Below are 13,334 nucleotides of genomic sequence, written 5' to 3'. Positions count from 1 at the left end.
GCTGCCTCGGATCGGGACGGGAGGGGACGCGTCCCAAGATACCGGCCGGGCTCAGGAGGCGCCCAGGCCGGCTGTTAGACTGACGGAAGCTCTCCGCGTGACGGCATCCAGGCCAACTCCCCCAGGACGGAAACGTAGCAAGGGTAACCAGGCTCTGCCGGGTACGCGGAGAGTCTTTTCGTACCCGGGGCGGCCCGAACAGCGATGTCCGATTTCCGCCAGCCCGGGCCCCTCCGGGATGCGAGGGTGGATCCCGTGAGCATGACATTCGACGAGCGGTACCGCGCCGTCAGCGGGCGCGACCGCCGCTTCGACGGGCAGTTCGTGACGGCCGTCCGGTCGACCGGGATCTACTGCCGACCGAGCTGCCCCGCCCGCACGCCGTTCGAGAAGAACGTGACGTTCTACGAGACGTCGGCCGCCGCGCACGAGGCGGGCTTCCGCGCGTGCAAGCGCTGCCTGCCCGAGGCGGCCCCGGGATCCCCGCAGTGGGACGTGCGCGGCGACGTCGCGGCCCGCGCCATGCGGCTCATCGGCGACGGCGTCGTCGAGCGCGAGGGCGTCTCTGGGCTCGCGCGCCGCGTCGGCTACTCGGAGCGTCAGCTCGGGCGCGTGCTCGCCGCAGAGCTCGGCGCCGGCCCGCTCGCCCTCGCCCGGGCGCACCGCGCGCACACGGCGCGCTCGCTCCTCGTCGAGACCGATCTGCCGGCGTCCGACGTCGCGTTCGGCGCGGGCTTCGCGAGCGTTCGCCAGTTCAACGACACCGTCCGGGAGGTGTTCGGCCTGACGCCGACCGAGCTGCGCGCGCGACGGCGGGGTGCGCCCGCGGCGGGCGCGATCTCGCTCGAGCTGCCGTTCCGCGAGCCCTTCGACGCCGACGGCGTCTTCGCCTGGTTCGCCCCGCGCGCCGTCGCGGGCGTCGAGGAGACCGCCGAGCGCAGCTACGCGCGGACCCTCCGCATGGCGCACGGCGCGGCGTGGTTCCGTGTCGACTTCGACGGGCACCTGACGCTCACGGCCCACCTCGAGGATCTGCGCGACCTCGGCCCGCTCGTCGCCCGCGTGCGCCGCCTCTTCGACCTCGACGCCGACCCCGTCGCGATCGACGCCGCGCTCGCGGCGCACCCCGAACTCGAGCCGCTCGTGCTCGCGACTCCGGGGATCCGCGTCCCGGGCGCATCGGATCCGCACGAGATGCTCATGCGCGCGATGGTCGGCCAGCAGATCTCGGTCGCGGCCGCGCGGACGCACCTCGCCCGGCTCGCCGACGCGCTCGGCGAGCGCGTGACGATCGCGGGCCGCGAGCGGACGCTCTTCCCGACCGCGGACGCGATCGCCGCGCGCGGGCACGAGGTCCTCACGGGACCGGCGCGCCGCGTCGCGTCGGTCATCGGAGCGGCCGCCGCGCTCGCCGCCGGCGATCTGACGCTGACGGCCGCCGACGATCCCGCCGAGCAGCGCGCGGCGCTCCTCGCGATGCCGGGCATCGGGCCGTGGACCGCCGACTACGTGCGCATGCGCGTCGCGCGCGATCCCGACGTGATCCTGCCCGGCGACCTCGTGCTCCGGAACGGAGCGGGGCGCGCGGGAGCCCCGGCCGAGCCGAAGGCGCTCGCCGCGTGGGCCGAACGCCTCGCGCCGTGGCGGTCGTACGCATCGGCGCACTTCTGGCGCAGCGCCCTGTCCTGAGGAGAGAAAGAACATGCACGCATACGAATTCATCGAGACGCCAGACGGGCCGTTCGGGATCCTCGCCGACGCCGACGGATCCGTCGTCGCCTCGGGCTGGACGGGAGACCTCGACGCCCTCCAGGCGCGTCTGCGCCGCCCCGTCGACGCGGCTCCCGGAGCCCTCGCCGCGGCCGACGCCGTGCGCGCCTTCTACGGCGGCGACCCGACTCCCGCGATGGGCGTCGCCGTCAGCCAGCCCGGAACCGAGCTGCAGGCGGCGGGCTGGAGCGCGCTGCGGAGGATCGACCCCGGCGCGCCGCTCAGCTACACCGAGTTCGCGGCCGCCCTCGGGCGCCCGTCGGCCGTGCGCGCCGCCGCCTCGATCTGCGCCCGCAACGCCGTCGCGCTCTTCGTCCCCTGTCACAGGGTGCTGCGCGGAGACGGATCCCTCGGCGGCTTCGCCTGGGGCACCGACGTGAAGCGCTCGCTCCTCGCCCGCGAGGCCGCGTACACGGTGAAAGTCGGGTGAATTTCTACAGCCGATAGAAAAGTCGGAGTAGCGTGGGAGCGTGGCGCGAAGCATCTACATCTCCTCCGCCGAAGGGCACTCCGGCAAGTCCACGATCGCGCTCGGGGTGCTCGACGCCCTGAGCCGCACGGCCCCGCGGGTGGGCGTGTTCCGGACGATCGCGCGGTCGACGGCCGAGCGCGACTACGTGCTCGAGATGCTCATCGAGCACGCGAGCGCCGATCTCTCCTACGACGAGTGCGTCGGCGCGACCTACGACGAGGTCCGCGAGGACCCCGAGCGCGCCCTCGCCGAGATCGTCGAGCGATTCGCCCACATCGAGGCGCGGTGCGACGCCGTCGTCGTCCTCGGAAGCGACTACACCGACGTCGGCAGCCCCGCCGAGCTCGCGTACAACGCGCGGATCGCCGCGAACCTCGGCACGCCCGTGCTCCTCGTCCTCGGGGGCCGGCAGCAGCGCGGCGAGGCCGACACCCTGGGCGGATCCGCCGGCCGCTCGCCGCAGGAGATCGCGCAGTTCGCGTCGCTCGCGCTCGGCGAGCTCGAGCGGGGGAACGCCGAGCTGGCGGCGACGATCGTGAACCGCGTCGACCCCGCGCAGCTCGCCGAGACGATCGACGCCGTCCGGGCGCTGACCCCCGAGGATCCCGTGTGGGCCCTCCCCGAGGACCGGATCCTCGTCGCGCCGACGCTCGGCGACATCCTGAACGCGCTCGACGGGCAGCTCGTGACGGGCGACGAGGCTCTCCTCGACCGGGAGGCCCTCGGCGTGACGGTCGCCGCGATGTCGGTCGCCGGGATCCTGCCGCGCCTCGAGGAGGGCGACGTCGTCATCGTCCCCGACGACCGCAACGACGCGCTCGTCGCGACGCTCCTCGCGCACAGCTCGGCCACGTTCCCCTCGATCGCGGGCATCGTCCTCAACGGGACGACCGAGGTGTCGGACCCCGTCCTCCGGCTCGTCGACGGCCTCTCCACGGGGATCCCGATCATCCGCACGTCGGGCGACACCTACGCCACCGCGGTGCGGATCATGAACGTGCGCGGCCGCTTCGCCGCCGCGAGCCCGCAGCGCTACAGCCGCGCGCTCGGGCTCTTCGAGCAGAACGTCGACATCGCCGAGCTGACCCGCGTTCTCGGGATCGCGCGCGCGACGGTCGTGACCCCGCTCATGTTCCAGCACGAGCTCATCGAGCGAGCGCGCGGCGACAGGCGCCACATCGTCCTGCCCGAGGGCGGCGACGACCGGGTCCTGCGCGCCGCGGCGATCCTCCTCGAGCGTGGCGTCGCCGAGCTCACGATCCTCGGCGAGCCCTTCGAGGTGCGCGCCCGGGCCATCGAGCTGGGCCTCGACATCGCCGCCGCCCACGTGCTGAGCCCCTTCGACCCCGTGCACGTCGACAAGTTCGCGACCGAGTACGCGCGGCTGCGCGCCCACAAGGGCGTCACCTACGAGCAGGCGGCCGACCGCGTCACCGATGTGTCGTACTTCGGCACGATGATGGTGCACATGGGGCTCGCCGACGGCATGGTCTCGGGCGCCGCGCACACGACGGCGCACACGATCCGCCCGTCGTTCGAGGTCATCAAGACGCGGCCCGGCGTGTCGGTCGTCTCGAGCGTCTTCCTCATGGCGCTCGCCGACCGCGTCCTCGTGTACGGCGACTGCGCCGTGATCCCCGACCCGACGAGCGAGCAGCTCGCCGACATCGCCGTCTCGTCGGCGGCGACGGCCGAGCAGTTCGGCATCGAGCCGCGCGTCGCGATGCTGTCGTATTCGACGGGTGAGTCGGGTTCCGGCGAGGACGTGGAGAAGGTCCGCGCGGCGACGGGCCTCGCCCGCGAGCGCGCGCCGCAGCTGCCGATCGAGGGGCCGATCCAGTACGACGCCGCGGCCGACGCCGCGGTCGCGCAGGCGAAGATGCCCGGATCCGCGGTCGCGGGCCGTGCGACGGTCTTCGTGTTCCCGGATCTGAACACGGGCAACAACACCTACAAGGCGGTCCAGCGCTCGGCGGGAGCGATCGCGATCGGGCCCGTCCTCCAGGGGCTCAACAAGCCGATCAACGACCTGTCGCGCGGCGCGCTCGTCGACGACATCGTCAACACCGTCGCCATCACGGCGATCCAGGCCCAGGGAGCGGCAGCGTGAGCATCGTCCTCGTCGTCAACAGCGGATCCTCGTCGTTCAAGTACCAGCTGCTCGACATGGCGTCCGAGAGCGTGCTCGCGGCGGGCCTCGTCGAGCGGATCGGCGAGTCCGAGGGCCGCGCCGAGCACGCGGCGGGCGGCGAGAAGACCGAGATCACGCGCCCGATCCCCGACCACACCGCGGGCTTCCGCGTCATGCTCGATGCGTTCGCCGAGCACGGGCCGTCGCTCGACGAGCACGCGCCCGTCGCGGTCGGGCACCGCGTCGTCCACGGCGGCGCGCGCTTCTTCGAGGCGACCGTCATCGACGACCTCGTCGAGATCAACATCGAGGATCTCTCGGTCCTCGCTCCGCTCCACAACCCGGGCGCGATCCAGGGGATCCGCGCGGCGCGGGCGGCCTTCGCGGGGATCCCGCACGTCGCGGTGTTCGACACCGCGTTCCACCAGAGCATGCTGCCCGAGGCATACACCTACGCGATCGACCGCGAGGTCGCGGCGCGGCACCGCATCCGCCGATACGGATTCCACGGCACGAGCCACAAATACGTCAGCGAGGCGGCGGCGGCCTTCGTCGGCCGCCCGCTCGCCGAGCTCAGGCAGATCGTGTTCCACCTCGGCAACGGCGCGTCGGTCACGGCCATCGACGGCGGCCGATCCGTCGACACCTCGATGGGGTTCACGCCGCTCGAGGGGCTCGTGATGGGAACGCGCTCGGGCGACCTCGACCCCGCGATCCTCCTGCAGCTCATGCGCCGCGCCGACATGACGGCGGGCGACCTCGACGCCCTCCTCAACAAGCGCAGCGGCCTCCTCGGCCTCGCGGGGCGCAGCGACATGCGCGACCTGCAGGCCGCGCGCGCCGACGGCGACGCCGACGCGACCCTCGCCCTCGCGGTGTACGCGCACCGGCTGCGCGCATATGCCGGCGCGTTCATGGCGCAGCTCGGCGGCGTCGACGTGATCTCGTTCACCGCGGGAGTCGGCGAGAACGTCGCCGCCGTGCGCGCCGAGGCGCTCGCGACGCTCGGCTTCGCGGGCGTCCGCGTCGACCCCGAGCGCAACGCGTCGGTCGTGCGCGGCGAGATCACCCGGATCTCCTCCGACGACTCGGCCGTCACGGTCCTCGTCGTCCCGACCGACGAGGAGCGCGAGATCGCCCGCCAGGCGCTCGATGTGACGAACGCATGATCTCGGTGAACGGCTGACGACGGGCGCTCTCGGGGGAGCGGTGTCGCGCTAGTGTGACGGTGACCCGGCTCCCCGCACGCATCGGAGATCGCTGTGACCGACACCCCCGCCCTTCTCGAGACACGCGCACCGCAGCTGGCAGGCTTCGACGCCGTGCTGTTCGACCTCGACGGCGTCGTCACGCCGACGGCCGAGGTCCACATGCGCGCGTGGAAGACGATGTTCACCGAGCTGTTCGCGCAGTGGGACGTGAGCCCCGCCTACTCCGACGCCGACTACTTCGACCACCTCGACGGCAAGCGCCGCTACGACGGCGTCGCCTCGCTGCTGCGCAGCCGCGACATCGAGGTGCCGTGGGGCGAGCCGGGCGACGACCCGTCGCTCGACACGGTGTGCGGCATCGGAAACCGCAAGAACACGGTCTTCATACGCGTCCTCGCCGACGACGGGATCGACCCGTACCCCGGATCCCTCGAGGTCGTGCGCCTGCTCATCGAGGCGGGCGTGCCGATCGGGATCGTCTCGAGCTCGAAGAACGCCCGCCCCGTCCTCGAGGCCGCGGGGATCATCGACCTCTTCCCGGTGATCGTCGACGGCGTCGTCTCGGAGGAGAAGGGCCTGCCGTCGAAGCCCGCCCCCGACGCGTTCCTCGAGGGCGCGCGCGAGGTCGGGACCGATCCCGCCCGCACCGTCGTCGTCGAGGACGCGATCTCGGGCGTCGCCGCGGGATCCGCCGGGCGCTTCGGCCTCGTCATCGGCGTCGACCGCGGCGCCGGCGCGTCAGCGCTCCTCGACGCCGGAGCCACCCTCGTCGTCACCGACCTCGCCGACCTCCTGGAGGAGAACCCCGCATGATCGATCGCGAACGCTTCCCCGTCGACCCCTGGCGGCTCGTCGAACGCCACTACAGCGGCGACGACCTCGGGGTGACCGAGACCTCCTTCGCGATCGGCAACGGCTACCTCGGCATGCGCTGCAACTTCTCGGAGGGCCGCAGCGCCTACGAGGACGGCACCTTCATCAACGGGTTCCACGAGACGTTCCCGATCCGCCACGCCGAGGCCGCATACGGATTCGCCGAGGTGGGCCAGACGATCGTCAACGTCCCCGACGCGAAGGTCATGCGGGTCTACGTCGACGACGAGCCGATGTCGATCGACCTCGCCGAGATGCCCGAGTACGAGCGCACGCTCGACTTCCGCGACGCGACGCAGAACCGCCGGATCCGCTGGGTCACCTCCTCGGGCAAGGACGTCCTGCTCGAGTCGCGGCGCATGATCTCGTTCCAGGACCGCCACCTCGCGGTTCTGCAGATGACCGTGACGGTGCTCAACGCCGACGCTCCCGTGGCGATCGCGTGCCACCTCATCAACCGTCAGGACGGCGAGGACGTCTACGGCGGCCGGCCCCAGGCCGCGAAGCGCGAGGCGGCGAAGGCGGCCGTCGACGACCCGCGCAAGGCGGAGGCCGTCGAGGGGCGCGTGCTCGTCCCTCAGGAGTACTGGCAGTCGGGAACCCGGTCGGCGCTGTCGTACCAGACGGCGTCGAGCGGCATGACGATCGGCGTCGTCGCGGATCACGAGGTCGACACCGAGAACGAGTACGAGGCCCGCGGCCTCGTCGAGCCCGACCTCGCGAAGAACGTCTTCCGGGTCGACGCCCGTGCGGGCGTGCCGACGACCGTCACGAAGTTCGTGAGCTACCACACGTCGCGGAGCGTGCCGGCGTCCGAGCTCATCGACCGCGCCCGCCGCACGCTCGACCGGGCGAAGCGCACGAGCATGCAGGACCACATCGAGCGCCAGCGCGCGTGGCTCGACGGGTTCTGGGAGCGCACCGACGTGCGGATCCCCGGCGACGACGCGACGCAGCAGGCGGTGCGCTGGTGCCTCCTGCAGGTCGCGATGGCGTCGGCCCGCGCCGACGGCCTCGGGGTCCCCGCCAAGGGGCTCACGGGATCCGGATACAGCGGGCACTACTTCTGGGACACCGACATCTACGTGCTCCCGATGCTCGCGTACACGACGCCGATCTGGGCGCGGAACGCGCTGCGCTCGCGCGTCGCGATGCTTCCCGCCGCCCGCCGCCGCGCCGCCGAGATGAGCGAGGGCGGGGCCCTGATCCCGTGGCGCACGATCAACGGCGAGGAGGCCTCGGCATACTACGCGGCCGGAACGGCGCAGTACCACATCAACGCCGACGTCGCCTACGCCGTCGTGAAGTACGTGCGGGCGACGGGCGACACCGACTTCATGGCGAACGCGGGCGTCGACCTGCTGGTCGAGACGGCGCGGCTGTGGAGCACGCTCGGGTTCTGGCGCATGGGCGACGAGGGCGAGTCGTTCCACATCCACGGCGTGACGGGTCCGGACGAGTACACGACGGTCGTGAACGACAACCTCTTCACGAACGTCATGGCGCGCTTCAACCTGCGCGCCGCGGCGTACGTCGTGCGCGAGATGGCCCGCACGGTCCCCGAGGCGTACCGCGCGATGGTCGACCGCCTGGGCGTGACGCCCGACGAGCCCGAGGGCTGGGAGCGCGCGGGCGACGCGATGGACATCCCGTACAGCGAGGGCGCCGAGATCCACCCGCAGGACTCGCTCTTCCTCGAGCGCGAGATGTGGGATCTCGAGAACACCCCGGCCGATCAGCTGCCGCTCATGCTGCACTTCCACCCGCTCGTGATCTACCGCTTCCAGGTGCTCAAGCAGGCCGACGTCGTGCTGGCCGAGTTCCTCCAGGGCGGGGTCTTCACAGCGGCCGAGAAGCGACGCGACTTCGACTACTACGACCCGCTGACGACGGGCGACTCGACGCTGTCGGCGGTCGTCCAGTCGATCATGGCGGCCGAGGTCGGGTACCAGGATCTGGCGCTCGAGTACTTCACCCACGCCCTGTACGTCGACCTCGCGAACCTGCACCGCAACTCGTCCGACGGCGTCCACATCGCCTCGGCGGGCGGCACCTGGATGACCCTCGCCAACGGGTTCGGCGGCATGCGGGATCACGGCGGGTTCCTGACGTTCGACCCGCGCCTTCCCGCGTCGTGGCCCGAGCTCTCCTTCCCGATCGCGTGGGAGGGCACGCAGCTGCGCGTCACGGTGCGCCAGGACGAGATCCGGATCGCGGCGGGCGAGGGATCCGTCGACGTGCCGTTCGAGGTGCGCGGGGCGAAGCACACGGTTGCGCCCGGCGAGACGGTCGTCGTGCCGCTCGACGGGCAGGGCCCCGTCGTCCCGGGGCGCCCGCGCGCGAAGACCGACCACATGCGCGAGGACGGCTCGACGCCCGAGCCGCAGGTGCCGACGGCGTCGCCGACCACGCCGATCACCGTGATCACCGACAGCGACGACGCCACGGCGCAGGCCGAGGTCTGACCGACGGATCCGCCCCTCGCGGGGCGGACGCCGACCGGGTGCTCAGGGCGCCCGGTCCGTTTGTCGGAGGCGGCCCGTAGGGTTGGAGGCGTGAGCACAGCCCTGTATCGCCGCTACCGGCCCGAGAACTTCGCCGAGATGATCGGCCAGTCCCAGGTGACCGAGCCGCTCATGACGGCGCTGCGCTCAGACAGGGTCGGCCACGCCTACCTGTTCTCGGGCCCGCGCGGCTGCGGAAAGACCACGTCGGCCCGCATTCTCGCGCGCTGCCTGAACTGCGCCCAGGGGCCGACCGACACCCCGTGCGGCACGTGCGAGAGCTGCGTCGAACTGGCGCGCGGCGGCGGCGGATCCCTCGACGTGATCGAGATCGACGCGGCGAGCCACGGCGGCGTCGACGACGCGCGCGACCTGCGGGAGCGGGCGATCTTCGCGCCCGCGCGCGACCGCTTCAAGGTGTTCATCATCGACGAGGCGCATATGGTCACCTCGGGCGGCTTCAACGCTCTGCTGAAGCTCGTCGAGGAGCCGCCGCCGCACGTCAAGTTCATCTTCGCGACGACCGAGCCCGAGAAGGTCATCGGCACGATCCGCTCGCGCACGCACCACTACCCGTTCCGGCTCGTGCCGCCCGCCGCGATGCTCGAGTACGTCGAGCAGCTGTGCGCCCAGGAGGGCATCGCGCCCGAGCCCGGCGTCCTGCCGCTCGTCGTGCGGGCCGGCGCGGGCTCGCCGCGCGACACCCTGTCGATCCTCGATCAGCTGATCGCGGGCTCCGAGGGCCAGGGGATCTCGTATCAGCGCGCGGTCGCGCTCCTCGGGTACACGCCGGGCGAGCTGCTCGACGACGTCATCGGCGCGTTCTCCGCGCGCGACGCCGGCGCCGCGTTCTCCGCGATCGACAGCGTCGTGCAGTCGGGCCAGGATCCGCGGCGCTTCGTCGACGATCTGCTCGAGCGGCTGCGCGACCTCATCGTCATCGCGGCGACGGGGGAGCAGGCGTCGGCCGTCCTGCGCGGCCTGCCGCGCGACGAACTCGAGCGCATGCAGCACCAGGCCGAGGTCTACGGAACCGCGCGCCTCTCGCACACCGCCGACGTCGTGAGCGCGGCGCTCGACGCGATGGCGGGGGCTACGTCGCCGCGCCTCCACCTCGAGCTCATGACCGCGCGGGTTCTCACGGCCGACGCCGGGGCGTCCGTCTCGGCAGGCGCCCCGGCGGCCCCGCGCCCGGCTCAGGCCGCGCCGTCGGCACCCGCTCCCGCTCCGGTCGCCGCGCCGCCTGCCGCGACTGCGGCCGCAGCTCCGGTCGCGGCGCCGCCTGCTGCGGCCCCAGCTCCGGTCGCGGCGCCGCCTGCGGCGGCCCCTGTCGCCGCGCCGCGGACCGCCGCGCCCGCCGCGGTGGAGCCGGCCCCGGCTGCCGCACCCGCACCGGCCGATCCGCGTCCCGCGGCCGAACCGCACGCGGCCGCGCCCGTCGAGCCCCTCGCACCCGCGCCCGGGGCGATCGCCGACGACGACCGCCCCGCCGCGGCGTGGGCGACGGCGGCGCCGAGCCAGCAGGAACCGGCACCGGCGGCCGCCGACGAGGCGCCGAGCCCCGCCGCGCAGGAGGCGCCGACTCTCGAGTCGATGCGCGCCGCCTGGCCGCAGATCCTCGACGCGCTCGCGCAGATCGACCGCTCCTCGTGGCTCGTCATGCAGTCGGCGACCGTCGCGATGTTCGACGACGACGTGCTCGCGCTCGCGTTCACGAACGAGGCCGACCTCGGCAAGTTCAAGACGCGCGGGCCCGACGGATCCGGCGTCAGCGAGGATCTGCGCACCGCGATCCAGAAGACGGTCGGCGTCCGCGTGAAGTACCTCGCGCGTCACGTCCCGGCGCAGCATCAGGCCGCGCCCGCGGCGCCGTCCGACGACAAGCCCGCGCCGCCCGACGACCCCGAGCCGGCGGGCCCGGTCAGCGACTGGGCCGTCGCGTCGATCCCCGCGTCGTCAGACTCCGAGCCGGAGCCGCAGTCCGAGCCGGAGCCGCAGCCGGCGGCGCGCGTCGCGGCTCCCGCGGCTCCGGCCCCCGCGCCGCAGGCACCCGCGGCCCCCGCGGCGTTCGCCCCGCCGACCGGACTCGCCGTCGACGAGGATCCGGCCGAGGCCGAGATCCCGCAGGCGGCGCGCGCGGCCGCGCCGATCCTCGACGGCCAGGTGACCGACGAGGTGCCGCCGCCCGCCGACGACGAGCCGCCGCTCGACGACTACGAGCCGCCGCACGCCGCGCCCGAGCCCCAGCCCACGGTGCAGGCGCGCCAGGTGCGCCTCGACGAGGGCGTGCAGCGATACGGCGAGGCCGTCGTCCGGCAGAAGCTCGGCGCCCGATTCCTCCACGAAGAGACCTACGAGCCGCCCACGCGGTTCCAATGATGAGCGAGACAGCACATGTTGTATGACGGCATCGTCCAGGACCTGATCGACGAGCTCGGCCGCCTGCCCGGCGTCGGGCCCAAGTCGGCGCAGCGCATCGCGTTCCACATCCTGCAGACGCCCTCCTTCGACGTCTCGCGCCTCGCCGCCCTCCTGAGCGAGGTGCGCGAGCGGGTGCGGTTCTGCGAGAGGTGCGGCAACGTGTCCGAGGCCGAGCTGTGCGCCGTGTGCCGCGACCCGAAGCGCGACCAGTCGCTGATCTGCGTCGTCGAGGACGCGAAGGACGTCGCGGCGATCGAGCGCACGCGCGAGTTCAAGGGCCTGTACCACGTGCTCGGCGGCGCGATCAGCCCCATCGCGGGCATCGGCCCCGACGAGCTGCGGATCCGCCAGCTCATGACGCGCCTGTCCGACGGCACCGTGCAGGAGGTCATCCTCGCGACCAACCCCAACCTCGAGGGCGAGGCGACCGCCGCGTACCTCAGCAGGCTCCTCGGCTCCATGGAGATCTCGATCACGCGCCTCGCCTCTGGTCTGCCGGTGGGCGGCGACCTCGAGTACGCCGACGAGATCACGCTGGGCCGGGCCTTCGAGGGGCGCCGCCGCGCGTAGGAAGCACATGGTCCGACGCCCTAGGCTGGGGTGTCGGGCGTGACCAGCCCTCCGCAGCATCCGGGAGCACAACAGTGGCATTGATCGTGCAGAAGTTCGGCGGTTCGAGCGTCGCCGATGCCGAGAGCATCAAGCGCGTCGCGAAGCGCATCGTCGACACGCGCCGGGCCGGCAACGACGTCGTCGTCGCCGTCAGCGCCATGGGCGACACGACCGACGAGCTGCTCGACCTCGCGCACGACGTCGCGCCCACGCCGGCGCCGCGCGAGCTCGACATGCTCCTCTCGAGCGGCGAGCGGATCTCGATGGCGCTCCTCGCGATGTCGATCCAGTCGATGGGCTACGAGGCGCGCTCCTTCACGGGCAGCCAGGCGGGCATGATCACGACCGCCGACCACGGCTCGGCGCGCATCGTCGACGTCACGCCCGTGCGCCTGCGCGAGGCGCTCGACGAGGGCGCGATCGTCATCGTCGCCGGGTTCCAGGGGTTCAACCGCGACACCCGCGACATCACGACGCTCGGCCGCGGCGGATCCGACACGACCGCCGTCGCGCTCGCCGCCGCGCTCCGCGCCGACGTCTGCGAGATCTACAGCGACGTCGACGGCGTCTTCACGTGCGATCCGCGCGTCGTGCCGCTCGCACGCAAGCTCGACGTGGTCGACGCCGACGAGATGCTCGAGCTCGCCGCCAACGGCGCCAAGGTGCTCTACATCCGCGCCGTCGAGTACGCGCGCCGCCACAAGGTCCTCATCCACGCCCGTTCGACCTTCACGTCGAACGAGGGCACCTACGTTCTCGGCGAGGGCATGCAGGATCCTCGCGCCGCCAAGGGAGAAGACATGTCCGACGTCATCGGCAAGGAAGAGCCCGTCGTCACCGGTGTGGCGATCGACCGCAGCCAGGCGAAGATCACGGTCGTCGGCGTCCCCGACGTCCCGGGGTCGGCCGCCGCGGTCTTCAGCCGCGTCTCGAAGACCGGCGCGAACATCGACATGATCGTCCAGAACGTGCAGTCGGCGAGCCGCGGCCGCACCGACATCTCGTTCACGCTCCCGAAGGAGCAGGGCAGCGACGTCGCGAAGCAGCTGCAGGCCGAGCAGGCCGAGATCGGCTTCGAGAGCATCGTGCACGACGACCAGGTCGGCAAGCTCTCGGTCGTCGGCGCCGGAATGCGCGCCCACTCGGGCGTCTCGCTCACGCTGTTCGACGCGCTGAGCAGCAACGGCATCAACATCGAGATGATCTCGACCTCCGAGATCCGCATCTCGGTGATCCTGCGCGACACCGACCTCGACGGCGCCGCTCGCGCCGTCCACACGGCGTACGGCCTCGACGGCGACATCGAGGCGACGGTCTACGCCGGCTCCGGCCGCTGACGC

Annotated in this window: 9 protein-coding genes and 1 other RNA gene; all 10 read left to right on the top strand. The window is 72.6% G+C overall.

The genetic code is table 11. The features are described 5' to 3' along the window. Positions 1 to 84: 84 nt before the first annotated feature. The 10 genes from ffs (at position 85) to H576_RS0101410 (ending at position 13,331) form a co-directional block, all read left to right on the top strand. An RNA gene (gene ffs, locus H576_RS16225) (signal recognition particle sRNA small type) lies at positions 85 to 181 on the top strand. Between the two features lie 80 nt (positions 182 to 261). Then, complete coding sequence (locus tag H576_RS0101450) at positions 262 to 1,689, top strand: AlkA N-terminal domain-containing protein (RefSeq protein WP_036318853.1); 1,428 nt, start codon at positions 262 to 264, stop codon at positions 1,687 to 1,689. Positions 1,690 to 1,702: 13 nt separating this feature from the next. Next, positions 1,703 to 2,200 carry a methylated-DNA--[protein]-cysteine S-methyltransferase gene (locus H576_RS0101445; RefSeq protein ID WP_029149434.1) on the top strand — a complete coding sequence of 166 codons (498 nt, stop codon included), beginning with the start codon at positions 1,703 to 1,705 and terminating at the stop codon, positions 2,198 to 2,200. Positions 2,201 to 2,240: 40 nt separating this feature from the next. After that, positions 2,241 to 4,352, top strand: coding sequence for a phosphate acetyltransferase (gene pta, locus H576_RS0101440; protein ID WP_029149433.1), 2,112 nt, complete (start codon positions 2,241 to 2,243; stop codon positions 4,350 to 4,352). Further along, positions 4,349 to 5,542, top strand: a complete 1,194-nt coding sequence (locus H576_RS0101435; RefSeq protein WP_029149432.1) for an acetate kinase — start codon at positions 4,349 to 4,351, stop codon at positions 5,540 to 5,542. Before pta ends, H576_RS0101435 begins: the two co-directional genes overlap by 4 nt. A 93-nt stretch (positions 5,543 to 5,635) precedes the next feature. Next, entirely contained in the window at positions 5,636 to 6,397 is a 762-nt protein-coding gene (locus tag H576_RS0101430; RefSeq protein ID WP_029149431.1) for an HAD family hydrolase, read from the top strand. Further along, on the top strand, positions 6,394 to 8,922 hold the full coding sequence (locus H576_RS13915; RefSeq protein ID WP_036318608.1) for a glycoside hydrolase family 65 protein: 2,529 nt from the start codon (positions 6,394 to 6,396) through the stop codon (positions 8,920 to 8,922). Before H576_RS0101430 ends, H576_RS13915 begins: the two co-directional genes overlap by 4 nt. A 90-nt stretch (positions 8,923 to 9,012) precedes the next feature. Beyond that, positions 9,013 to 11,340, top strand: a complete 2,328-nt coding sequence (locus H576_RS0101420) for a DNA polymerase III subunit gamma and tau (RefSeq protein WP_029149430.1) — start codon at positions 9,013 to 9,015, stop codon at positions 11,338 to 11,340. 18 nt (positions 11,341 to 11,358) lie between these two features. Beyond that, entirely contained in the window at positions 11,359 to 11,952 is a 594-nt protein-coding gene (gene recR / locus H576_RS0101415; protein ID WP_029149429.1) for a recombination mediator RecR, read from the top strand. A 74-nt stretch (positions 11,953 to 12,026) separates the two neighbouring features. After that, positions 12,027 to 13,331 carry an aspartate kinase gene (locus H576_RS0101410; protein WP_029149428.1) on the top strand — a complete coding sequence of 435 codons (1,305 nt, stop codon included), beginning with the start codon at positions 12,027 to 12,029 and terminating at the stop codon, positions 13,329 to 13,331. Positions 13,332 to 13,334: the final 3 nt, after the last annotated feature.

The sequence above is a fragment of the Microbacterium indicum DSM 19969 genome (assembly GCF_000422385.1).
GTDB classification, from domain to species: Bacteria; Actinomycetota; Actinomycetes; order Actinomycetales; family Microbacteriaceae; genus Microbacterium; species Microbacterium indicum.
Note: the sequence above shows the minus strand (reverse complement) of the source record. Positions and strands in the feature narration are given on the sequence as shown.